The sequence below is a fragment of the Pseudomonas sp. GW821-FHT01E10 genome, assembly GCF_059422365.1.
The window spans coordinates 146,879-169,254 of record NZ_JBWKWT010000001.1; the positions used below are offsets into that span (position 1 = coordinate 146,879).

The 22,376-nt window shown below is 59.6% G+C and carries 19 protein-coding genes; 14 read left to right on the forward strand and 5 right to left on the reverse strand.

Going from position 1 to position 22,376, the window contains the following annotated elements; genetic code table 11:
• Positions 1-18 precede the first annotated feature (18 nt).
• The gene (locus AC07V0_RS00670) at positions 19-651 is read left to right on the forward strand and encodes a response regulator (protein ID WP_018925859.1); all 633 of its coding nucleotides are present in this window, start codon (positions 19-21) and stop codon (positions 649-651) included.
• A 6-nt stretch (positions 652-657) separates the two neighbouring features.
• Here the strand turns inward: AC07V0_RS00670 and AC07V0_RS00675 are convergent, their stop codons facing one another.
• Positions 658-1,179 (reverse strand): transporter suffix domain-containing protein, encoded by a 522-nt coding sequence (locus AC07V0_RS00675; protein WP_019578884.1) that lies wholly within the window; start codon positions 1,177-1,179, stop codon positions 658-660.
• 203 nt (positions 1,180-1,382) lie between these two features.
• Between AC07V0_RS00675 and AC07V0_RS00680 the strand changes: the two genes are divergently transcribed.
• From AC07V0_RS00680 to AC07V0_RS00690, 3 genes are read left to right on the forward strand one after another with little or no spacing between them, the layout of a single operon-like run.
• Positions 1,383-2,921, forward strand: coding sequence for an efflux transporter outer membrane subunit (locus AC07V0_RS00680; RefSeq protein ID WP_495019268.1), 1,539 nt, complete (start codon positions 1,383-1,385; stop codon positions 2,919-2,921).
• Positions 2,914-4,053 carry an HlyD family secretion protein gene (locus AC07V0_RS00685; RefSeq protein WP_018925856.1) on the forward strand — a complete coding sequence of 380 codons (1,140 nt, stop codon included), beginning with the start codon at positions 2,914-2,916 and terminating at the stop codon, positions 4,051-4,053. Before AC07V0_RS00680 ends, AC07V0_RS00685 begins: the two co-directional genes overlap by 8 nt.
• Positions 4,043-5,074: a DUF2955 domain-containing protein gene (locus AC07V0_RS00690; RefSeq protein WP_495019269.1), complete on the forward strand. Its 1,032-nt coding sequence runs from the start codon at positions 4,043-4,045 to the stop codon at positions 5,072-5,074. The genes AC07V0_RS00685 and AC07V0_RS00690 overlap by 11 nt, the downstream gene beginning before the upstream one ends.
• Here AC07V0_RS00690 and AC07V0_RS00695 read toward each other — a convergent pair.
• The gene (locus AC07V0_RS00695; RefSeq protein ID WP_064617823.1) at positions 5,059-5,511 is read right to left on the reverse strand and encodes a YMGG-like glycine zipper-containing protein; all 453 of its coding nucleotides are present in this window, start codon (positions 5,509-5,511) and stop codon (positions 5,059-5,061) included. The genes AC07V0_RS00690 and AC07V0_RS00695 overlap by 16 nt on opposite strands.
• Complete coding sequence (locus AC07V0_RS00700; protein ID WP_019578879.1) at positions 5,508-6,434, reverse strand: helix-turn-helix domain-containing protein; 927 nt, start codon at positions 6,432-6,434, stop codon at positions 5,508-5,510. The genes AC07V0_RS00695 and AC07V0_RS00700 overlap by 4 nt, the downstream gene beginning before the upstream one ends.
• Before the next feature lie 162 nt (positions 6,435-6,596).
• Between AC07V0_RS00700 and AC07V0_RS00705 the strand changes: the two genes are divergently transcribed.
• The 7 genes from AC07V0_RS00705 (at position 6,597) to AC07V0_RS00735 (ending at position 14,034) form a co-directional block, all read left to right on the forward strand.
• The gene (locus AC07V0_RS00705; RefSeq protein ID WP_018925852.1) at positions 6,597-7,955 is read left to right on the forward strand and encodes a glutamine synthetase family protein; all 1,359 of its coding nucleotides are present in this window, start codon (positions 6,597-6,599) and stop codon (positions 7,953-7,955) included.
• Positions 7,956-8,005: 50 nt separating this feature from the next.
• Positions 8,006-9,094 carry a polyamine ABC transporter substrate-binding protein gene (locus AC07V0_RS00710; RefSeq protein ID WP_018925851.1) on the forward strand — a complete coding sequence of 363 codons (1,089 nt, stop codon included), beginning with the start codon at positions 8,006-8,008 and terminating at the stop codon, positions 9,092-9,094.
• Entirely contained in the window at positions 9,091-10,392 is a 1,302-nt protein-coding gene (locus AC07V0_RS00715; protein WP_495019270.1) for an NAD(P)/FAD-dependent oxidoreductase, read from the forward strand. Before AC07V0_RS00710 ends, AC07V0_RS00715 begins: the two co-directional genes overlap by 4 nt.
• 174 nt (positions 10,393-10,566) lie before the next feature.
• A complete protein-coding gene (locus tag AC07V0_RS00720; RefSeq protein WP_019578875.1) occupies positions 10,567-11,163 on the forward strand; it encodes a paraquat-inducible protein A in 597 nt (198 codons plus the stop codon).
• Positions 11,160-11,828, forward strand: a complete 669-nt coding sequence (locus tag AC07V0_RS00725; RefSeq protein WP_086944304.1) for a paraquat-inducible protein A — start codon at positions 11,160-11,162, stop codon at positions 11,826-11,828. Before AC07V0_RS00720 ends, AC07V0_RS00725 begins: the two co-directional genes overlap by 4 nt.
• Positions 11,809-13,464, forward strand: a complete 1,656-nt coding sequence (locus tag AC07V0_RS00730; protein ID WP_064617817.1) for a PqiB family protein — start codon at positions 11,809-11,811, stop codon at positions 13,462-13,464. Before AC07V0_RS00725 ends, AC07V0_RS00730 begins: the two co-directional genes overlap by 20 nt.
• A gap of 15 nt (positions 13,465-13,479) precedes the next feature.
• On the forward strand, positions 13,480-14,034 hold the full coding sequence (locus AC07V0_RS00735) for a PqiC family protein (RefSeq protein WP_495019271.1): 555 nt from the start codon (positions 13,480-13,482) through the stop codon (positions 14,032-14,034).
• 7 nt (positions 14,035-14,041) lie between these two features.
• Here AC07V0_RS00735 and AC07V0_RS00740 read toward each other — a convergent pair whose 3' ends face one another.
• Positions 14,042-15,313, reverse strand: a complete 1,272-nt coding sequence (locus AC07V0_RS00740) for a sensor histidine kinase (RefSeq protein ID WP_064621274.1) — start codon at positions 15,311-15,313, stop codon at positions 14,042-14,044.
• Positions 15,314-15,611: 298 nt separating this feature from the next.
• On the opposite strand from AC07V0_RS00740, the gene pmrG reads away from it, so the two are divergent.
• From pmrG to AC07V0_RS00755, 3 genes are all read left to right on the forward strand, one after another.
• On the forward strand, positions 15,612-16,292 hold the full coding sequence (gene pmrG / locus AC07V0_RS00745; protein WP_495019272.1) for a lipopolysaccharide core heptose(II)-phosphate phosphatase PmrG: 681 nt from the start codon (positions 15,612-15,614) through the stop codon (positions 16,290-16,292).
• A gap of 187 nt (positions 16,293-16,479) precedes the next feature.
• Complete coding sequence (arnT, locus tag AC07V0_RS00750) at positions 16,480-18,201, forward strand: lipid IV(A) 4-amino-4-deoxy-L-arabinosyltransferase (RefSeq protein ID WP_064617811.1); 1,722 nt, start codon at positions 16,480-16,482, stop codon at positions 18,199-18,201.
• 27 nt (positions 18,202-18,228) lie between these two features.
• Positions 18,229-19,758, forward strand: coding sequence for an ArnT family glycosyltransferase (locus tag AC07V0_RS00755; RefSeq protein ID WP_495019273.1), 1,530 nt, complete (start codon positions 18,229-18,231; stop codon positions 19,756-19,758).
• A 3-nt stretch (positions 19,759-19,761) separates the two neighbouring features.
• On the opposite strand, the gene secF is transcribed toward AC07V0_RS00755, so the two are convergent.
• Positions 19,762-22,335: a protein translocase subunit SecF gene (gene secF, locus AC07V0_RS00760; protein WP_495019274.1), complete on the reverse strand. Its 2,574-nt coding sequence runs from the start codon at positions 22,333-22,335 to the stop codon at positions 19,762-19,764.
• Between the last annotated feature and the right edge of the window lie 41 nt (positions 22,336-22,376).

A 22,376-nucleotide genomic window follows, 5' to 3' on the forward strand; every position in this document is an offset into this window, starting at 1 on the left:
TTAGAGTGAATGCCTGCGATGAACCTGCCCTACCCGATCCGCGTCGCCCTGGTCGACGATCACTCCCTGGTCCGCGATGGCATCAAATCGCTGCTGGCGGTCATGGCGCCGCTGGAAGTGGTGGGCGAAGCCGAGAATGGCGCCGATGCCATTGAGATGGTCGGGCGCTGTCAGCCGGATCTGTTGCTGGTCGACATCAGCCTGAAGGATATCAACGGGCTCGAGCTGACCCGGCTGTTACGCAGCCAGTACCCGTCGCTCAAGGTGCTGGTGCTGAGCATGTACGACAACTACGAATACGTCAGTGAATCGGTTCGCTCGGGGGCTAGCGGCTATGTACTGAAGAACGCGCCTTCACGGGAAATCATTGCGGCCATCGAAGCCATTGTCAGTGGCGGGACGTTCTACAGTGCCGAAATCGCCCAACGGCTCATCGCCGATAAAAGTACCGACAACGAACTGACACCACGCGAGAGCCAGGTGCTGTACAAAATGGCTCAGGGGTTGAACAACAAGGAAATGGCTCGCGAGCTGGACATCAGCGTCCGCACAGTGGAAACCCATCGCCTGAGCATCCGCCGCAAACTCAACATCGACAAACCCGCCGCCCTCGTAAAATACGCGATCGATCACGGGATCATCTCTCGTTAGAAGCACTCACACCGTACTCACGTTGACCACACGCGCCGTGCGGATAAACAAAGCACGCACCTTGTCCCAGAAATTCCCGCCCAGTACGAAAAAGCTGCCGACCAACATGGCATCGCCCAGCGCCTGGACCTGCCAGAGGTTCGGTCTCAGCCCCGGCCACAGTGTGTCCACGTAAGGCTCGAGAAAGGATGAAATCAGTGGCAGGCAAAACATCACCAGGCCAATTCGATGGCGAGCCGGGCCTACTTCCAGTTCAGTCGGTGCGAGCGTGGAAACATAGCCAAACACGCTGCGCTTGAGTTGCTGAAAACCAGACTTGCCCATGACGGCGATGGCGAGGATCAGCAGAATCTTGTTGCTGATAAACAAAATGCCTGTCAGTGCCGCGATCTTTGGGCCGGGCACATCCGCAGCGGCGGCGAGCGGCACCAACAGCCAGGCGAGCACTGTCAAACTGAGAATCCCGATGCCTGCTTTGAAACGCCAACCGGTGGAGCTGGGGGCAATCTCGTCCTGGGGACTGGTCATGGTCTTCGTACCCTTCTTTTTCACCCGAATGAATAACTTTCAAAAGCGTAGCAGTTGCTCGGTGCCCTGTTTGTCAAACATGACCTTGTGTTTGTCTTGGCTGTACTAACCTAAGCGGAACCGGTTCAAGCCCGCACAGCCAGGGCATTCAATATTGGGGACGCTAGGATGACGTTTTCCCGTGACCAACTTACAGTGCTGCGATGCTGACGCGCCCGGCTCCGCTGCTTCTACTGGGGGCCCTCGCTCTTGGCGGCTGCGTGCGTCTGGGACCGGATTTCCAGGCCCCGGGCGAGGCCTGGACAAAACTCTGGAGCAGCCCTGCGCTTGAACAGGCCAGCCAAAGACGCGCCTATCCCGATGTGCGCCAGTGGTGGCAAGTGTTCGCCGACCCGGTCCTCGACGGGCTGATCGCCGAAGCGGATGCGCACAATTCCAACCTGAAAATTGCCGGCCTTCGCGTCATGGAAGCCCGTGCCCGGTTGGGGATAGCCCAAAGCGGACGCTATCCGCAACTGCAACAGGCCAGTGCCGAGAGCCTGTACTTCAACCGCCGGCAATCCGGCGGCAGCAATCCGCAAGACAGCCATTTCTGGCAACACAGCGTGGGCTTTGATGTCGGTTGGGAGCTGGACTTCTGGGGACGTTTCAGTCGGGCCATCGAGTCGTCAGATGCCAGTTACTTTGCGGCTCAAGCCAATTATGAAGACGTACTGGTACTGCTGCGTGCTCAAGTGGCCGACACTTACTTCTCATTGCGCACCACCGAAGCGCGTTTACGCGTCGCCCGGGAAAACGCCGAACAGCAAAAGCGCAACTTTGAAATCACCGAGAAACTGTTCAACAGCGGCCAGAGCGCCGAGCTCGATTTGCAACAAGCCAAGACCCAGTACCTCGGCACCTTGAGCAGCATTCCGGAGCTTGAAGGGCAAGTACTGCGCACCCGCAACGCATTGGCCGTACTGATCGGACAGCCGCCCAACGCCCTGCCCCGATTGCTCGAAAACCAGGGACTGATTCCGCTGGTAGACCGTGCCGTGCTGCAAGACGTACCCGCCAGCCTGCTGTTGCGTCGACCGGACGTACGCGCCGCCGAACTCAACGTCGCCGCCCAATCGGCACTGATCGGCGTGGCAGAAACCGATTTCTATCCGTCGCTGACCTTGCTCGGCAGCATCGTCTGGTCGACCGACACGCTGAAGGGCACCTCCAACAGCCTGGACCTGATCGGCGGCCCCAGTTTGCGCTGGAACCTGTTTGATCACGGTCAGATCAGCAACAACGTGCGGGTGCAGGATGCGCGGTTGCAGCAGCTGATCGAGGTTTATCGCGACAAAGTCCGCGAGGCTGCACGCGAAGCCGATGATGCCGCCAGCGGCCTGAGCAAATCACTGGAACGCGAGCGCATCCTGAGCGAAGCGCAGGTCGCCGCCAAGCGCTCGCTGAGCCTGGCCAACAGCCAATACCGCGAAGGCTACTCGGACTTCCAGCGGGTGCTGGATGCCCAACGCGCATTGCTCGAACAACAGGACAATTACCTGGTCAGCCGCAGCAATGCCGTGAGCAACCTGATCGCCCTGTACAAAGCCCTCGGCGGTGGCTGGTACAGCGCCCAGCCGACTGTCGACCCAGACACACGCCAACAAATGGAACACCGCACCGACTGGGGCAACCTGCTGAATGAACCGGCCCCTTCGCGAGCCCCCTCTTCCACGCCAGACAAGGTCAAAGCCGATGAGTGAACCCTCACCGCCCGCCACTGAAGCGCCCTCTTCCAAGGCGCCCGAACCGGCTGCCGATCCGGCAAAAAAAGGCATCAAATGGGTGCTGCTGCTGATCGTCCTGAGCCTGGCCTGGTATCTGTTGGCTGACCGTTTCACGCCGTATACGCAACAGGCTCGGGTCGGTGCCTTTGTGATTCCGGTGGCGGCTGAAGTGGCCGGTCAGGTGATCCGCGTGAATGTGCGCAACAACCAGGACGTCAAGGCAGGCGATGTGCTGTTCGAAGTCGATCAGCAGCCCTATCAGATAGCCGCCGACCGCGCACGCGCAGATCTTGAGTCTACCCGCCGGCAGATCGGTGCCAGCACTGCCGGCATTGCCTCCGCGCAAGCCTCGTTGCGGGCGGCTCAGGCCAATGAACTCAAGGCCCGGCAGGATAACGAACGCCTTGAAAGCCTGTACCGCCAAGACCGCGGAACCATTTCCGTGCGCCTGCTGGAAGCTTCGCGGGCCAGCCGTGAGCAGGCCGTCAGCCAAGTCGCCGCGGCCCGTGCTGAAGTCCAGCGAGCACGGGAACAGGAAGGCGGCAGCGAGGAAGACAACGCGCTGTTACGCAGCGCCGCCACGGCGTTATCAAAAGCCGAACTCGACATGGCCAACACCCAAGTCCGCGCGCGCTCGGCGGGTTTGATAACTGACCTGCGCACCGACGTCGGGCAATTCGCCTCGGTCGGCACGCCGGTCATGACCTTGATTGCCATCCACGATGTGTGGATCAGTGCGGACATGACCGAGAACAACCTGGGGCGGGTCAAGCCTGGAACTCCGGTGGCGATCGTGCTGGACGCGCTGCCGGGCGAGGTCTTCGAGGGGCGGGTGCGCAGCGTTGGCTACGGCGTCAGCGTGGGGCAGACGCCGGCGCCGGGCACCTTGCCCAGTGTGCAAAACAGTCGCGACTGGTTGCGTCCGGCCCAACGCTTCCCGGTGATCATCGAATTTTCTGACGAGGCGATGCAGGTGCTGCGTGACAGTCGCGCCATTCGTGCCGGCGGCCAGGCCGAAGTCATGGCCTTTCCTGCGCAGAATAATCCGCTGAATCCCTTGGGACGCCTGTTTTTCTGGCTGATGAGTTGGTTGTCTTATGCCTACTGATCGCCCGCCCGGATTCCAACGGGCGCCGCGTCTGGCCGTCGGCACGGCGCTGTGCCTGGCCACCAGCTTCGGCCTGGCACTTCCGATTCCGTTTATTGCGCCGGTGCTTTGCGTGTTGCTGTTGGCCACGCTTAACAAACCCCTGCCATTCAAGGCCGGCGTGATGCTGGCAGTGGTTGCGATGCTGACCACCGGCATCGGGCTGTTACTGATCCCGGTCCTGCGTTATTACCCCCTCAGCGGCGTGCTGCTGATCGGTGTCGGTCTGTTCCTGGCCTTTGGTTTCGGGCTGCGCGGCGGCAACACCTTGGTCGTGACCTTTCTGATCATCGGCCTGACGATGATTTCCTCGGCCGGCGTTGCCGAGTTCGATCTGGCGATAATGGTCATCGGTGCCTTGGTCAAGGCCTTGCTCCTCGCCGTCATCGTCGTCGCGATCAGTCACTGGCTGTTTCCCGACCCGGCCAATGCACCCTTGCCACCTGCCGCCAGCGCTATGCCGGCGCAAGAAGTGCCAAGGATAGCACTGCGTGCCACCCTGATCGTGATCCCAGCGTTCTTGTTGGCGCTGATCGACCCGGCCAGCTATCTGCCGATCATTTTGAAAGCGGTCAGTCTGGGCCAGCAGAGTTCGACGGTAACGACGCGCAACGCCAGTCGCGAACTGCTCGGCTCGACCTTGATGGGCGGGCTGTTGGCCATTATGTTCTGGTGCGCGCTCAGCCTGTTCGTGCACTTGTGGATGTTCTTTCTGTGGATGCTGCTGTTCGGCTTGCTGTTGGCGCGCAAGCTCTATGCCCTGAGTCCGACTCGACAAACCCCGGGGTTCTGGCTCAACAGCCTGGTCACGCTGATCATCCTGCTGGGCCAGTCGGTGCAGGACAGTCTTGCCGGCAAAGACGTCTATACCGCCTTCGCCGTGCGCATGGGGTTGTTTATCGCCCTCACGCTCTATGCCGACCTGATGGTTCACCTGATTGAACAGCGGCAGAGAACGCCCGGTGCTCAGGGCGTTACCTGATAACCCCGCCCTTGCAGGCAGCTGGTATAGGCGGTTGAACTGGTCGACGCGTTGGTCTTTTGCTGCGCCCGACGCTCCTGACGCTGGCGCGCGCCACCAACCACTGCGCCCGCCGCTGCGGTTTGCCCGGCCCGGTTCTGGCGATATTCCTGTTTCACATCGTCGTCGACCCCCTCGTAAAACTCGTCATGCTGACGCCCCCGGACCTCAGCGCCCACCGCCCCGGCAGCAGCCCCCACCGCAGCACCGCGCAAGCGCCCGCCCGAGGGTGGTGGTGTTGAGGAACTCTGACTCGCCGCGACGTTGCGGCAATCGTTGATGTCCAGCTGGGTTTGTTGCGAACTCTGCCCTTTCAACGGCACAACCGTTTCGGCCTGGACCTGCGTACAGGCCATCGACACTACGACACACAGACTGAAAGACGATAACCGACTCATGATGACCTCCGACAAGGTCCACTGTGTTGGCGGGCGAGCGTCTGGCTGGGAAGCTCCTGGAACAACGCTCGATAACTGCTGGAAAACCGCCCCAAATGCCAGAACGACCAGTGCATCGCCACTTGCGCGACTGTCGTGTCGCTGGCCGTTCGGCTGAGCAACTCACGGCGCGCACTGTTGAGCCGGCGCAAACGCAACCAATGCGAGGGCGTCATCCCGGTGTACGCCTTGAACGCGTGCTGCAACTGACGCAACGAAACCCCGGCCACCTGGGACAGTTCCAGCAAGTTGAGGGTTTCTTCCGGGGTATCGGCGGCCCATTCGGCGACGCGCTTCATGATCGTTCGCTCTTCGGCCCGACGCTGCAAGCCTGCGCGATCCAGGCACACACAAGCGTTATCGAGGATGAACAAACAGTCCTCCAGCAACTGCTGGGTCAATGCCTCTTTGCTCGGCGGATCCAGCGTCTGCTCCAGTCGCGTCAAGGTGCCGCTCAACCAGCGGCTGAACAGCGCGTTCTGCCCGCAATTGAGCGGCGACATGAACAAGCCTTCGAGCCGCGCCACGTCCAGGCCATGCCGTTGAACGAATTGCGGCCCGAACACCACGGCGATTTCCTGGTAGTTCTCCGGGGTGATCCAGATGTTGCGGCTCTCGCCGTTCAACATGTACAGCGAGTTGTCGTTGCGATCGAAACAGAACGCCAGTGAACCTTCGGGGGCGCTGAAATTCTGCTCGACCCGGGTGTTCATCTGCTCTTCGTAAATCTCCACGCCTTGCAAGTCCAGATAGCGCACCCGCCCGGCGAAATGCCCCGGTGACATCTGCTGATAGTGCTGCACCCAACCCGGTGTGGCGCGGATCTGCTCAGCCACGTCGGCGGTGTTGAAGGCTTGAACCTGTAACGGATTGCACGCTGTCATGGGGTGACCTTACGCACTCGTTTGGTGCGTTTTGGTGCTGCTTAAAGTGGATAGATGGAACGCCACGGCTCACCCAAGATAGTCGTCAACGCGCCACAGGGGAAGTGTCCGGTGGATGAAGGCGCCTTCCCCGGCGTAATTCAAACCAACAATGAGGTCTTTATGAATGTCCCTTTCGATCAGCTGTTCACGTGGCTGAAAGATCACAAGATTACCGAGGTCGAGTGTGTGGTCAGCGACTTGACCGGCATTGCTCGCGGCAAGATTGCACCCACCAACAAGTTCCTGCATGAGCGAGGCATGCGCCTGCCGGAAAGTGTGCTGTTGCAAACGGTAACCGGGGACTTTGTCGACGACGACATCTACTACGACCTGCTCGACCCGGCCGACATCGACATGGTCTGCAAACCTGTCGCCGACGCGGTTTACGTGGTGCCGTGGGCCATCGAACCCACCGCCATCGTGATCCACGACACCTTCGACAAGTTCGGCAACCCCATCGAACTGTCGCCGCGCAACGTGCTGAAGAAAGTGCTGCAGCTTTACACCGACAAAGGCTGGCAGCCGATTGTCGCGCCGGAAATGGAGTTCTACCTGACCCAGCGCTGCGAAGACCCGGACTTGCCACTCAAGGCGCCGCTGGGGCGTTCTGGCCGTGCGGAAAGCGGTCGACAGTCTTTTTCCATCGACGCCGCCAACGAGTTCGATCCACTGTTTGAAGACGTCTACGATTGGTGCGAACTGCAGGGCCTGGACCTCGACACGCTGATCCACGAAGACGGCCCGGCGCAGATGGAAATCAACTTCCGTCATGGCGATGCGCTGGACCTGGCGGACCAGATCACCGTGTTCAAACGCACCCTGCGCGAGGCGGCACTCAAGCACAACGTGACTGCGACTTTCATGGCCAAACCCATTGGTGACGAACCTGGCAGCGCCATGCACATCCATCAAAGCGTGGTCGACATCGCCAGCGGCCAGCCGATCTTCGCCGATGCCGACGGGCAGATGAGCGAGCTGTTCCGGCACCACATCGGCGGCCTGCAAAAGTACATCCCCAAAGTGCTGCCGATGTTCGCGCCCAACGTCAATTCGTTCCGCCGCTTCCTGCCCGACACCTCGGCACCGGTCAACGTCGAATGGGGCGAAGAAAACCGCACCGTCGGCCTGCGCGTGCCGACCTCGAGCCCCGACGCCATGCGCGTGGAAAACCGTTTGCCGGGTGCCGACGCCAACCCTTACCTGGCGATCGCCGCGAGCCTGTTGTGCGGCTACCTGGGCATGGTCGAAAAGGTCGAGCCGAGCGCCGCGGTGCAGGGTCGTGCCTACGAGCGACGCAACCTGCGCCTGCCGATCACCATCGAGGACGCACTCACGCGCATGGAAGAGTGCGAAACCATCAAGCGCTACCTGGGCAGCAAATTCGTCCGGGGGTATGTCGCGGTCAAGCGCGCCGAACACGAGAACTTCAAGCGCGTGATCAGCTCCTGGGAGCGCGAGTTCCTGCTGCTCAGCGTCTAAAAAACACACGCCCGCTCCCACAAAGCCAAATAACTCAAAGAGGTGTCGATATGCGTCTATTGAAATCCGTGGTTCCGGTCGCGCTGGCGGTATTGTTCAGCGCCGGGGCGCAGGCTCAGCCAAGCGTCAGCGTCTACAACTGGACCGATTACATCGGCGAGACCACCCTCGCCGACTTCCAGGCAAAAACCGGGATCAAGGTGATCTACGACGTATTCGATTCCAACGAAACCCTGGAAGGCAAACTGCTCGCCGGCCGCACCGGGTATGACGTGGTGGTGCCGTCCAACCACTTTCTCGCGCGCCAGGTGAAGGCCGGTGCGTTCCTCAAACTGGATCGCTCGCAGCTGCCCAACTTCAAAAACCTCGACCCGAAACTGCTGACGCTGCTGGAGAAAAACGATCCGCAGAACGCGCATTCCGTACCGTATCTGTGGGGCACCAACGGCATCGGCTACAACGTCGACAAGGTCAAGCAAGTGCTGGGCATTGATCACATCGATTCCTGGGCCGTGTTTTTCGAACCCGAGAACCTGAAGAAACTCAGCCAGTGTGGTGTGTCGATGATGGACTCGGCTGATGAAGTATTCCCGGCAGTCCTCAACTACATGGGCATGGACCCACGCAGCGAAAACCCTGAGGACTTTAAAAAAGCCGAAGCCAAACTCTTGAGCATCCGGCCTTACATCACCTACTTCCATTCCTCCAAGTACGTCTCGGACCTGGCCAACGGCGACATCTGCGTGGCCTTCGGTTACTCCGGCGACGTGTTCCAGGCGGCCAATCGCGCCAAGGAAGCGAAGAACGGCGTGAACATCGCCTACTCGATCCCGAAAGAAGGCAGCAACCTGTGGTTCGACCTGCTGGCAATTCCCGCCGACGCCAGCAACCCGAAAGAAGCCCACGCCTTCATCAATAACCTGCTGGACCCGCAAGTGATCGCCAAGGTCAGTGCCTCGGTGGGCTATGCCAATCCGAACCCGGCGGCCAAGGCCTACATGGAGGCTGAGTTGGTCAATAATCCTGAGGTCTACCCACCCCAGGACGTCCTCGACAAACTCTACATCTCCACCACCCCGCCCCAGGCGATCATGCGTCTGATGACCCGTTCCTGGAGCAAAGTGAAGTCCAACCAATGAATCAGCATGACAAGCAACATGCCCGCTCCTATTACGCGGCATCGGCCAATGGCATGGCACCCTACCCTACGCTGGATTCGGACCTTGAAGCCGATGTCTGCGTGATCGGTGGCGGGTTCACCGGGGTCAACACCGCGATCGAACTGGCACAGCGCGGGCTCTCGGTGATTCTGCTGGAGGGCCGGCGGATCGGCTGGGGCGCCAGCGGTCGTAATGGCGGGCAGTTGATCCGTGGCATTGGCCATGACGTCAGTGGGTTCGCCCGTTATGTCGGCGAGGAAGGCGTGCGTTATCTGGAGCGTGCGGGCATCGAGTCCGTGGAGCTGGTGGGCAATCGCATCCGTGAACATGGCATCGATTGCGACCTGCGCTGGGGCTTCTGCGAACTGGCCAATACCCCGGCGCAGTTCGCTGCGTTCAAGGCTGAGTTGCAAAGCCTCGCCGAGTTGGAGTACGCCCATGAAACCCGACTCGTCGGCCCCGAGCAGATCCGCCAGCAAGTGGTGGGCTCGGACCTTTATGCCGGCGGCCTGATCGACATGGGTTCGGGTCACTTGCATCCGCTGAATCTGGTGCTCGGCGAAGCGCGGCTGGCGCAATTGCTCGGGGTACGGATTTTCGAGCAAAGCCCGGTGCTGGAGTTGGTCCACGGCAGCTCCGTGCAGGTTCGCTGCGCCGGCGGCTCGGTGCGTGCCGGCAGCCTGGTGCTGGCGTGCAACGCACATCTGGAAGAACTCGAACCGCGCCTGAGCGGTAAGGTGCTACCGGCGGGCAGTTACATCATCGCCACCGAACCGTTGGCACCCGAGGTGACCGCTCAGCTGATCCCGCAGAACCTGGCGCTGTGCGACCAGAAAGTCGGTCTTGATTACTACCGGCTCTCGGCGGATCGACGCTTGTTATTCGGCGGTGCCTGCCATTATTCCGGGCGCGACCCCGTGGACATCGGCGCCTATATGCGGCCGAAAATGCTCAAGGTCTTTCCGCAACTGGCGGATGTGCGCATCGACTATCAATGGGGCGGCAAGATCGGCATCACCGCCAACCGTTTCCCCCAGGCCGGCCGCCTGAGCCAGTACCCGAACGTGTTCTACGCCCAGGGTTATTCCGGCCATGGCCTGAACGTGACCCACTGGTGCGCCCGGTTGCTGGCCGAAGCGATTCAGGTCGGCCACAGCCGGGGGCTGGACGTGTTCAGCGCCGTGCCGCATATGACCTTTCCCGGCGGACGAACCCTGCGCTCACCGCTGCTGGCGCTTGGCATGTTCTGGTACCGGTTGCGCGAATTGCTTGGCTGAGATTCGTGGTAATGGCTTTGCACATACCCTGAAGCCGAAGTGCAGTCTGCTACAAATGCCCTCTAGTGCCGCATTCGGGTTATCCCTGGAGTAGCCTTTAGATTTGCTCAATCGCAAGTCACTTCTATATTGAGGGAGTGCTCTGACTTTTCTGCCTCCCGGCGAGTGCTGCCCATGGCGACGACTGCTCCATTGATCATCTGCGAGCACTGCGACTGCGTGTATGAAAAAGTCACGCTCGCCAAACATCAAAAGGCCCTGTGTACACGTTGCGGCGGTGTGCTTGCGCGTTACAACGGCTTGTCGGTGCAGCAACGCCTGGCGCTGAGCTTCACGGCGGCCGTGCTGTGGACTTTCTCGAATTTCTATCCGGTCATGACCATCAGCCTCAAGGGCATGAAGAACAGCGCGACGCTGTGGGATTCGGTGGTGGCGCTGAGCCAGGGGCCGATCACTTTCATTGCGTTAGTGGCGGCGATTTCCATCATCATCGCGCCGATGTTCCAGCTGCTCCTGTTGATCTGGGTATTGAGCTTTGCCCTCACCTCCCGACGTTCCCCAGGCTTCAAGCTATGCATGCGCTGGCTGGAAACCCTCAGGCCCTGGAGCATGCTGGAAGTCTGCCTGCTTGGGGCGATGGTCGCGGTGTTCAAACTCGCCGGGCTGCTGGATGTGCTGCCGGGTATCGGCATGTTTGCCCTGGCGGTCCTCAGCCTGTTGCTGATCCGCATCGCCGGGCGCGATGTACGTGATTTGTGGGACACCCTATGAACAGGCCACCGCTCGCCAGCGAACTCAACCTGTGCCTGTGCCACAGTTGTGGCATGGCCTGCGACATGACCGATCAACCTCACGAATGCGAACGCTGCGGCGCGCCGTTGCATGCCCGCAAACCTGACTCTCTGACCCGGACATGGGCCTATCTGCTGGCCTCACTGGTGTTTTATATCCCGGCCAATCTGCTGCCGGTCATGAACACCAGTCTGTTCGGCAACGGCTCCGACAGCACCATCATGAGCGGTGTGCTGGAGTTCTGGGCACACGGTGCATGGGACATTGCGCTGATCATTTTCATTGCCAGCATCGCGGTGCCGGGCATCAAGTTCGTTGCTCTCTCCCTGCTGCTGATCACGGTGCAACGCGGCAGCTTCTGGGCGCGCAAGGAACGTTCGAGGCTTTACCGTTTTGTCGAGCTGATCGGCTACTGGTCGATGCTCGACGTCATTGTCGTTGCGCTGGTGGCGGCATTGGTGAAATTCCAGGCCCTGGGCGATATCGAACCGCGCCCGGGCATTCTGTTCTTTGGTCTGGTGGTGGTGTTCACCATGCTGTCGGCGATGAGTTTCGACCCGCGGCTGATCTGGGATAACGAGCGGGATAGAGCGCTGCAAAACCCACAAGATGAGGAGCCCATGGATGAAGTCCCAAGCCACTGACGGTCCGCAAGCCCCTGGCCAAGCCGCGATCAAGACCCGTCGCTTCAGCGTTTCGCTGGTATGGATCGTGCCGATCGTAGCGGTGTTGGTGGGGATTTCCCTGGTGGTGCACAGCTGGCTGCAGGAAGGCCCGACCATCACCATCACGTTCAAGACCGGTAGCGGCCTGGTGGCCAACAAGACCGAGGTCAAATACCGCAATGTGGTCATCGGCCGCGTCTCGGAGGTGAAACTGAGCGGCGACCAGAAACGCGTCGACGCCACGATCCAGCTCGACAAACAGGCTGAAAGCTTTACTCGTGCAGACTCGCAATTCTGGGTTGTGCGGCCGCGCATCGGTGCCGGTGGCGTTTCGGGCATCGATACCTTGCTGTCGGGCGACTACATTGGTGCCGACATCGGCCAGGCCGATGCCCGCTCCAAACACTTCACCGGGCTGGAAAACCCGCCGCCCATTACCTATGGCGAGCCGGGCAAACGCTTTATGTTGCACACTCAGGACCTCGGTTCGCTGGACATCGGTTCCCCCGTCTACTACCGCAAGATCCCCGTCGGGCAAGTGGTGGCGTATGAACTGGATGCCGACGGCAAAGGGGTGAACATCGAAATCTTCGTACACGCACCCAACGATGCCTACGTTACCGAGAACACCCGGTTCTGGAACGCCAGCGGTATTGATGTGAATGTCGGCGCCAACGGTTTTTCGGTGAAGACCGAGTCCCTGTCAGCCTTGTTGGTGGGCGGCGTCGCCTTTCGCGCGCCGGAATACAGTCCCAACGATGAAGTGGCCATCGAGGATAAAGCCTTCGACCTGTTCGAGGATGAGCACACCGCCCTCGCCCCGCCCAACGGCAAGGCACAGTTCCTGAGCTTGCGTTTCGATCAGGCGTTGCGCGGGCTCAAGGTTGATGCACCGGTGGAGTTTCTTGGTGTGGAGATCGGCCGGGTGGTGGCAGTCAATCTGGATTTCGACGCGAAAAAACGCAGCTTCCCGGTCAATGTCGGCATCGTGATCTACCCGCAACGCCTCGGTAAGGCTCACATCAAAATGCTCGAGGCCTTGAAGCATGACCCCAATGACGAAACTGCAACCGTGCGTCTGCTAGGCTCCTTCATCGAAAACGGCCTGCGAGCTCAGGCCCGTAGCGGCAATCTGTTGACCGGTCAGCTTTACATTGCGCTCGACTTCTATCCCAAGGCGGAGAAAGTCGCGTTCGATCCGGCTGCCCGCCCTATCTCTATTCCAACCATTCCCGGCAGTCTTGAGCAGTTGCAGGAAAAACTGGAAAGCATGGTCAACAAAATCAACCAGCTGCCTATCGAACGCATAGCCGGCAACCTGGACAGCAATCTCGTCGAACTGCGCAAAGGCTTAGCGCAATTCAACGCCAAGACCCTGCCCGGCGTGCAAACCACCCTGTCGGACGTCAGCAAGACCTTGCAATCGGCCAGTTCGACCCTCGCCGAAGATTCGCCGCAACGGGAACAACTGAGCCAGACCCTGGACGAGCTTGGACGCATGTCGCGCTCGTTGCGTGAACTCTCGGACTACATGGGACGGCATCCGGAATCGCTGATTCGCGGCCGCCCCGACAATGCCGCGCCGATGGATCTGCAAGGGCCACCGCGCAACTGACCACAGGAGCTACCCATGGCATTTTCGCTGAAGATCACGCTGGTCACTGCGTTGTTGCTACTCGCCGCTTGCCGCAGTGAGCCGATTCAATTCCACACCCTGACCCCGGCTCAACCGAGCGGTGCAAGCGGCGGAGCGGACATCCAGATCGAAAGCATCACCGTGCCGCCCCAGGTCGACCGTCCGCAGATCGTCATTCGTCAAGGCAACGCCGGCCTGGCAATCCTCGAAACACAATGGTGGGGCGCAAGCCTGTCGGAGGAACTGCGCAGTGCCCTGGTCGATCAACTGGTCAACAGTAACCCGCAGCGCAAAGTGTCGTTGCGCCTGGACGTTCAGCGTTTTGATTCGATACCCGGTCAGTACGCATTGATCGACGTCAAATGGCGCCTGCGCAAACTCGGCGAAGGCGATGCTGCATTAGTCACCTGCCGCAGCACCTTGCAGACGCCTTCCGGCACGAGTATCGATGAGTTGGTGGTGGCTCATCAGAACAATGTGAAGCTCTTGGCCGCCACCATCAGCCAGGCTACCGCCGGCACATCGAAAAGCTGCCCGGCAACTAAATAAACAGTCATCAGACGCCTTCCAGTTCAATGGTGAAACAACTGCCGTTGGGCTGAAGGCTGCTGTGTTCCACTCGCCAATTCTGATGGGTGCAAATCCGTTGGACCAGTGAAAGCCCCAGTCCCAGGCCTTCTCCCCGGCGCTCGTCACCGCGAACGAACGGTTGAAACATCGTATGGCGTTTTTCTTCCGAAATGCCTATGCCACTGTCTTCGACGCTGAAACCGCGCGCCCGCAGGGTCAGGCGAATGTAGCCGTGATCGGTGTAATGCCAGGCATTGCGCAGCAAATTGCCCATGACCGATCGCAGGAACGTCAGGTTATGGCGATCCGACGAAACCTGTTCATTGTCGTAGATAAACTCGATGCCTTTTTCCCGGATCAGCGGCGCCCAGATATCCACGAGAGCATCGGCGACTTCTTTGAGCGTCGCACTTGCTGCGGTATCAGAGTCTTCCCGATCGCGAGCCAGCATCAGAAACGTATCGACCAATTGCCGCATTTCGTCGCTCGCGCGGGCAATTCGACTGACTTGAGCCACGGAGCGCCGGTCAAGCGAGGGATTGGCTAGCAGCAATTCGCAGGAACTGCCCAATACCATCAATGGCGTGCGCAGTTCGTGGCTGACATCGCTGGTAAAGAGTTTTTCCCGGTCCAGTGCCTCACGCAACCGGCCCAGGGTCTGATCGAAGGCAAGTGCCAGCGCTCCCACTTCGTCGGCCGCGTAGTCGGGATGAAGCTCAGGGGCCAGTTCCAGCAACTGCTCGCGTTGACGCACCTGGTGCGCCAGACGAATGACCGGCGCCATCACACGCCTGGCCAGCATCCGGCCTAACAAAACCGCGAGCAGGATGCTCAAGACGAACCCGACGATCACCACCGAGAATAACGCCTGTTCACGCTGTTCGACGCTTCGCCGGTCTCGCAACAAAACGTATTTGCGACCGCCCACCAGGCTTACCATGGCGTAGTACTTAGAACCCGCGTAGAGCGTTTCCTGAAAACCTGGTGCAAGCGCCGCCAGTTCCTTATCCAGCGCCATCGCACCCGGACCTTCCTGGATGAAAAACAGTTCGTCTTTCTCCGGCTGATGGCTCCACCCGGCGCTGTTTTCCATCGACAGCAAGCGGTGCAGCCCTCCCACCAGGCGGGAAGCCGTGATATTTCGATCCACCACATGCACAGTCGCGACGATGCCCATCGCAAATACGCCCGCGACCAAGGTACTCATCAAGGCAAATACGATGACAATCCGTTTATTCAGACTCAGTTTGAAATCCATTCTGTTGCTTGGCTCCACTGCCGGTTCAAACCGCGCCATCTGCTGAATCGGGCCGATGCCGCAGAGCCGAGACGCGAACCAAAGATAGACCATAGACCACTGTACGTGGTGTTCAAGACAAGCGCTGCAACAACCAACTAAAAAAAGTACTGAAATTTTTCTACGCAAATTTTTCACATCCCTTTCACCACTCCGACACCTGCCTTGAACTAGTGTCTTTCCAGGCCCCTTCAAGCGTTGTTACGCTGGGTTGTATTTGAAAGTTGTTCTCTATTGCGTACCGACGGGTAAACAAAACATGGTTGATCATGTATCGCGCAAACAGCCAGCGGCACGAATCGTTAAGTCGCGGCTCGGCAAACTGGTCGCGACAACGGCCGCTCTGGTTATCGCGGCACTCGTCACGGGGTTTGTCTGGTGGCCCAGATCTCCGATCAACCTGGCGACCGCCGGGTCCGAAGCGACCAACAGCCTGGTCGATCGCTGGCAAGCCGGTGAAGTGGTGGTACTGGTTCGCCATGCGGAACGCTGCGACCAGTCCAGCAATCCGTGCCTTGGCCCCGCCGACGGTATTACCCGAGTCGGCAGCGAAGCCGCCACAGCCGTGGGCCAAGGCTTTGTGCAGCTGGGCATGACCCAGACCGATGTGCTGAGCAGCCCAACCACCCGCACGGCGCAAACCTCGCGTTACATGTTCGGTAAAGACGCGGCGACCCAGGAATGGCTGGTCAGTTGTGGCAAAACCATGCGTAACGATGTGGTGGCGCACAAGCAAGCCCATCGAAATCTGGTGCTGGTCACGCACAGCGGTTGCATCAGCGACTTCGAAGCCCAGACCGGTTTCAAGCACGCGACGACCAGTAAGTATGGCAGTGCCTTGTTCGTGCAAATTGCCGCCGACGGGCAACCTCAGGTACTCGGCATTGTGAATGCCACTGACTGGCAGACGCTGTTGCACGGCAAAGCCTTGAAACAATAATCGCGGAAAAAAAAGTCGAAGCCGAGAAAGCCTTTTTGCTCGGGCAGACTATAACTAGTCCGTAACCATTAGATGGCTGACGCAACTTCTGTAGTCCACATCGCTATTGTGTTGCTTTATGTAAAAAGTTCCGCTAGTGCAAGCGTGCACCTGGCGGAGCAACATCCTTCTGCGCCAAGGTCGAGTCATGACGTCCAATAACTTGTTGCCCCACCCCGACGGCTCTTTATTGCGTGGCACCGCGCGTGCGCTGCCCATCACCGAACGCTGGATCGTGCCCGGCTTGCTGCTGGCGTACGTGGTCTTCTACCTGCTGCCGCTAGTCACCCATGGTCTATGGATTCCCGATGAAACCCGCTATGGCCAGATCAGTCAGGAAATGCTGCTGAGCGGTAACTGGGTGTCCCCGCACTTCATGGGTATCCGCTACTTCGAGAAACCCATCGCCGGTTACTGGATGATCGCCATCGGTCAAGCGGTGTTTGGCGACAACCTGTTTGGTGTGCGTATCGCTTCGGCGCTGAGCACCGGGCTGAGCGTCTGGCTGACTTACCTGATTGCTCGCCGATTCTGGAATGATCCGAGCAAGAGCTTTATCTGCGCCTTGCTCTACATGAGCTTCGGCCTGATCGCCGGGCAAGCCGGATACGCCAACCTCGATCCGCAATTCACGCTCTGGGTCAACTTGAGCCTGGTCGCGTTGTGGTTTGCCATCGATAGCCATTCCTCCCGCGGCAAACTCGGCGCTTGGGCGCTGTTGGGTTTTGCCTGTGGCATGGGCTTCATGACCAAGGGCTTTCTCGCCTGGTTGTTGCCGGTGTTGATCGCCCTGCCCTACATGATCTGGCAGCGACGCCTGGGCGAGCTGTTGCGCTACGGACCACTGGCGGTGGTCGTGGCCGCGGTGGTCTGCCTGCCGTGGGTGCTCGCCATTCACCATCAGGAACCGGATTTCTGGCGGTTTTTCTTCTGGCACGAACACATCCGCCGTTTCGCTGGCGAAGATGCGCAACACGCGCGCCCGTGGTGGTTCTATTTGCCGCTGCTGGTCGCCTCGAGCCTGCCGTGGGCTGCCTTGTTGCCAACGACACTCGTCCAGGCCTGGCAGCAAAAGCGCCAGCCCGTAATCGGCTTTCTGTTGCTCTGGATGCTGTTGCCGCTGGCATTCTTCAGCTTCAGTAGCGGCAAACTGCCGACCTACATCATGCCGTGCCTGTTGCCTCTGGCGTTGCTGATGGGACACGCAGTGATGGAGCTATTGAATCAAGGACGAGGCCGGATCATTCGCATCAACGGCGTGATCAACGTCGTCATCGCCACCAGCGCCCTGATCGCCCTGCTTTATCTGCAAGCCACCAAGGAAGTCTACGAAAACACCGAGATGTTCACCCTGTCCCTGGCGTTCATCGTGTTGCTCGGCTGGATCATCACCAACGCCTTGCAGGTGCTACGTCCATTGATATTCTGGGCCATGCCGGCACTCGGCATCTGGCTGCTGGTAGCGTTGTTGCCGGCAGCGATGCCGGCGCAGATCGTCAATAGCCAAATGCCTGACCAGTTCATCGCCGAGCATCTGGATGCCTTGAGTCAGACGACATCGTTGCTCAGCAACGATCTGGGCGCGGCGTCAGCCTTGTCGTGGCGCCTGAAGCGACCTCAGGTCGATCTGTTCAACACTGTCGGCGAGCTGAAATATGGCCTCGACGATCCCGCCATGGCGTCACGTAAAGTCACCCTGGACAACGTCGGGCAATGGATGACCGAGGCCCGCAAAAAAGGCGCGGTCGGCGTGGTGATGCGGGTTAACAGTGTCGCGGAGATGCAGGAAGTCGAGATGTTGCCCATCGATGGCAAGCGCTATCAGCGCGGCCACCTGGAAATTCTGATATTCCCGCAGAGCCAACCCTGACACCGTTCTTCCTACAGGAAACCCGCTATGAACCTTCGGGCTAGTGACAGGGGCGCCTTGGCGCTCCTGCTCGGCGCCTCTGCGCTGATTTTGTTGTTGGGCCTGGGCACGCGGGAGTTATGGGGGCCGGAAACCCGCTGGGCCAACATCGCGTTGCAAATGCTCCAGAGCGGTGACTATTTCGATCCCTACCTCAAGGGCGGGCCGTATTACGACAAACCGCTGCCCTCCTACTGGCTGATCACGGCCACCGCCTGGCTGACCGGCGGTTTAGGGCACTGGTCACTACGCTTGTCTTCGGTGGTTGCCGCCTGGCTGAGCGTCTGGCTGGTGTACTTGATCGGCGAGCAGCTAATGCGCAAAGGCACCGGATTGATTGCCGGGTGGATGCTGGCGACCACCTTTTATTTCGTGTTCTGGGCACGGGTCGCCACCGCCGACATCCTCACCGTCTGCGGTGTGCTGGCGGCGGTGTGGTGGTATTGGCGCGGGCCGCAAGACACGCGTTTCAGCCGTTACCTGGTGTTTTTCCTGCTGTTGTCCCTGACCTCATTGTTCAAAGGCCTGATCGGCTTCATTCTGCCGGGCTTGCTGCTATTACCGCATGTGGTGCAGGACGGTCGCTGGAAAAGCCATCTCAATCTGCGGCTGTGCGGCGCCCTGGTCATCGCCGGGGCGTTTTACATGACGCCATTCATATTGTCGCACCTCTACGGCGCGCCGACTTATGGCGAAAGTGGCCTGGGCCTGGTGCTGCGGGAAAACGTCGTGCGGTTTTTCCAGCCCTTCGACAACATCGGACCGATCTACACCTATTTGATTTACCTCCCGGTCTACACTCTGCCATGGGCGCCTTGCTGGATGCTGGGGTTGTGGTTTGCGCTGCGCCACTGGCGCAGCGTCGAACCCAATACGCGCTGGCTGGTTTGTGGGTTGGGTCTGTTGATGCTGTTTTTCACGGCCAGCGGCAGTCGACGCAGTTACTACGTATTGCCCCTGGTGCCCTTCGCCCAGTTGCTGGGCGCCTGGTGGATCACCCGGCGAATGGCCGAACGCAACGCCACAGACAGGTTCGGTAGTCGCCGATTGAAAATCGGTTTCGGCCTGACCGCTGTGTTGTTGATGGCGATACTCGGTGTGTTCTATCCCTGGACCAACGGCGGTGGCGGCGTGGTTCAGTTCGGTGAGACGGTCAGGCTTGAGGCCAGCAAATGCGCACCGCTCAATACATGGCGCATGGTGATGATCGAGGTGGACAACAAAGTGCCGATGTACCTGCAAACCGGCGGCGCCCCCTTCTATTACGTGCAGCAAAGCCAGGACTTTCCTCGCACCGGCGATACCGCCGCGCTGATGACCTGGCTGGACAACACCAGCGGCCAGCACTGGGACCCGCAACGCACCATCGTTATCACCCAGTACCGCAACGGTGATGCAGTACCGCTGGACTACCTGAGTGCCGACCATCAGGTCATCACCACCACGCCCACCAACGGCGAGCGCATATTCCACGGCCGTGAAGACCAGAGCGTGGCGTATATTCCCCGGGCCGAATAGGTGTCAGTGCAGGCGCTTGCTGTCGATCTTCGTCGCCAGGGTTTCCAGCGCCTCAGTACACGCAGTCAGATCCGGCGACCCGGTTCTGACTTGCTTCAACGCCCGGTCCAGGGACTTGTCGATGGAGGTCCAGCCTTCAGGATCAATCGGTCGCAGTTGTTCCTCGTTTTGGTCCCAGGCACTTTCCAGGTCAGTGATCCTGGCCCTTGCACCTTTCATGTCGCCACTGCCCAGTAGCTTTTTGGTGTCGGTAATGATGGCCATCAGGTAGGACAGATCGCCCATCGACCCGGCGGGAGTGGCTGCTACGGGGATGGCGGCACTGATCTGCTTGCTATCAAACTTGGCCAGCAGAGTCTTCAAGGCTTCGGCACAGGCTTGCGGATCCGGGTTGCCGGAGCGCAGTTGGGACAGTGCACGGTCAATCGATTTATCGACCGAAGTCCAGTCAGCCGGCGACTTCGGCTGCAAGGTTTCTTCGGCTTGATCCCACGCTGTTTCCAGATCGGTGATGCGAGCCTTGGCTGCTTTCAGGTCGCCGGCGTCCACTAAACGGGCAGTGTCTACGGTAATCGTCCGGAAACTCGACAAATCGCCAAGGGAACCGGTCACCGTCGAGGCGCTCACCGTCGTTTTACCGGCCGTTGCCTGAGCCGGCACCCAGAACCACCCACCGACGCCGACCGTGCAGACGAACAGCAGTGCCCCCAGGAACGGCGTGGACGCCAGATGCGGGACACGCTTGGGGCTGAGTTTCAATGTTGAACCAACCTTCGCCACCCGAAAGCTTCGCCGGGAAAGCGTCAGCCAGATAGCGCTGGACATGAAAATCGACGACACCGCGCCGGATATCAGACCCAGCACCAGAGCCAGCGAGAACATCTGCAACGGTTCGCAGGCAAACAGATACAGGCAGGTCGACGCCATCACCACTGTCAGCACGGTGTACAGCGAACGCCTCAGGGTCTGGCTGATGCTCAGGTTGATCAGGCTCCACAAGGCCAGCGCATCCACCGGCGGGGACTTTTTCACGTTTTCGACAATGCGTCCGAAGATCACGATCTTGTCGTTCAGTGAATAGCCGATGATCGTCAGCAATGCAGCGATGTAAGTGACGTCGATCTCGAACTTGAACAGCGAGAAGATTGCCGAAACGATGAGGATGTCCTGAACGATCGGCAGCAAGGTTGCCAAGGCGATGGCCCAGGAGAAACGCAGGCCGATATAGATTGCGATGCTGGCGAATGCCGCAATCACCGCATAAATGGCCCGAGTGGCAAAATCCCGTGCAACGCCCGGGTCTGCGGTGTTTTCCTCGTACTCTACGGTCTGATACTTACCCTTGAACGCAGTAATGATCTGCTTCAGATCAGCGGGCTTGAGCACTTCATCGAAGCGTACGGCGATGTGCTGATTCTGTGCACCGCCCACGGCCACGGTGGCCGGGATGGTGCCCGCCCCGGTCATGATTTGCGTGGCGGTTTCCTGAGTGATCGCACGGTCGACGTCGATGTCCAGCGCAGTGCCAGCGGTAAAATCAATGTCCAGGTTCAGGCCGTGAGCGCGGTAATACAGCGAGCCGGAAACGATGGTCAGCAACGAGACCACAATCGCCGTTTTACCCAGACCCACGAAGTTGAAACGGCGAGCCTTGGTGGCGCGCGGCTTGCCCTTGCCGATCAACCAACGCTGGCTGACCCACTGGGTATCGACCAGCCACAGCATCAGCTGGCGAATCAGCAAGAAGTTAGTGGCGACACTGATCACGATGCTCACCAGCATGGTCAGCGCAAATCCTTGAATCGGCCCGATGCCGGCCGCGAACAAGGCAATCATCGCCAGCACGGTCACCAGGTTTGCATCACGTATCGTCGGCAGCGAGCCTTTGAAACCGTTATCCACCGCTTCGCGCAGAGACCGGCCAAGGTCGATTTCCTCGCGAATACGTTCCAGGCAAATGATGCTCGCATCCGCCGCCATGCCAATGCCCAGCACAAACGCGACCACCGCCGACAGCGACAAGGTGGCACCCGAGGCGGTGAACACAATCAGCAATAGCCACAGGTAGACCAGCGTACAAAACGCGGCGATCAAACCGGCAGTGCGGTACAGCCCCACCAGCAACAGGAAAATACAGGCGATGCCGATCAAACCTGCCTGAACGGTTTCCGCCAGCGCGGTTTTGCCGAGTACGCTGCCGACGGTCTGGGTGTATTTCTCGGTCAGCTGCGTGGGCAACCCCTGCGAACTTCCGAGCAGCGAGCGTGATTCTTCGGCGGACGTCAGGCCTGCCAGTTTCACCCGAATATGGTTGGCGCCCTCGACCCGGATGTCCGGTTCGGTAATACCAATGCTGTCGGCGCGTTTACTCAGGATCGCGACCGTCTGCAACAAGTCATCCTTGGCGAGCCGGGTTTTGCCCGGTGCCGGGTTCACAACGTAATAAATCTCGTAACCACCGCGAAACTCCAGCCCGAAGCGCACATGAGTGGCCAGGCTGGAAAATGTCGCAGCCACCAGACAGGCCAGCAGCCCCGTCAGGAGGATGAACGACAGGCGTCGACTGGAAAGGCTCATGGAAGAAATCCAGAAAAGGGACTGAAAAGCGAATCGAAGCC

Bases quoted from the DNA above. Each gene is read 5' to 3' on its own strand.
- AC07V0_RS00685 (WP_018925856.1), top strand. From the start codon at position 2,914: ATGAGTGAACCCTCACCGCCCGCCACTGAAGCGCCCTCTTCCAAGGCG.
- AC07V0_RS00695 (WP_064617823.1), bottom strand. From the start codon at position 5,511: ATGAGTCGGTTATCGTCTTTCAGTCTGTGTGTCGTAGTGTCGATGGCC.
- AC07V0_RS00735 (WP_495019271.1), top strand. From the start codon at position 13,480: ATGGCATTTTCGCTGAAGATCACGCTGGTCACTGCGTTGTTGCTACTC.
- AC07V0_RS00715 (WP_495019270.1), top strand. From the start codon at position 9,091: ATGAATCAGCATGACAAGCAACATGCCCGCTCCTATTACGCGGCATCG.
- AC07V0_RS00690 (WP_495019269.1), top strand. From the start codon at position 4,043: ATGCCTACTGATCGCCCGCCCGGATTCCAACGGGCGCCGCGTCTGGCC.
- AC07V0_RS00710 (WP_018925851.1), top strand. From the start codon at position 8,006: ATGCGTCTATTGAAATCCGTGGTTCCGGTCGCGCTGGCGGTATTGTTC.
- AC07V0_RS00755 (WP_495019273.1), top strand. From the start codon at position 18,229: ATGAACCTTCGGGCTAGTGACAGGGGCGCCTTGGCGCTCCTGCTCGGC.
- AC07V0_RS00680 (WP_495019268.1), top strand. From the start codon at position 1,383: ATGCTGACGCGCCCGGCTCCGCTGCTTCTACTGGGGGCCCTCGCTCTT.
- AC07V0_RS00675 (WP_019578884.1), bottom strand. From the start codon at position 1,179: ATGACCAGTCCCCAGGACGAGATTGCCCCCAGCTCCACCGGTTGGCGT.
- AC07V0_RS00740 (WP_064621274.1), bottom strand. From the start codon at position 15,313: ATGGATTTCAAACTGAGTCTGAATAAACGGATTGTCATCGTATTTGCC.
- AC07V0_RS00700 (WP_019578879.1), bottom strand. From the start codon at position 6,434: ATGACAGCGTGCAATCCGTTACAGGTTCAAGCCTTCAACACCGCCGAC.
- secF (WP_495019274.1), bottom strand. From the start codon at position 22,335: ATGAGCCTTTCCAGTCGACGCCTGTCGTTCATCCTCCTGACGGGGCTG.
- pmrG (WP_495019272.1), top strand. From the start codon at position 15,612: ATGGTTGATCATGTATCGCGCAAACAGCCAGCGGCACGAATCGTTAAG.
- AC07V0_RS00720 (WP_019578875.1), top strand. From the start codon at position 10,567: ATGGCGACGACTGCTCCATTGATCATCTGCGAGCACTGCGACTGCGTG.
- arnT (WP_064617811.1), top strand. From the start codon at position 16,480: ATGACGTCCAATAACTTGTTGCCCCACCCCGACGGCTCTTTATTGCGT.
- AC07V0_RS00705 (WP_018925852.1), top strand. From the start codon at position 6,597: ATGAATGTCCCTTTCGATCAGCTGTTCACGTGGCTGAAAGATCACAAG.
- AC07V0_RS00730 (WP_064617817.1), top strand. From the start codon at position 11,809: ATGAAGTCCCAAGCCACTGACGGTCCGCAAGCCCCTGGCCAAGCCGCG.
- AC07V0_RS00725 (WP_086944304.1), top strand. From the start codon at position 11,160: ATGAACAGGCCACCGCTCGCCAGCGAACTCAACCTGTGCCTGTGCCAC.
- AC07V0_RS00670 (WP_018925859.1), top strand. From the start codon at position 19: ATGAACCTGCCCTACCCGATCCGCGTCGCCCTGGTCGACGATCACTCC.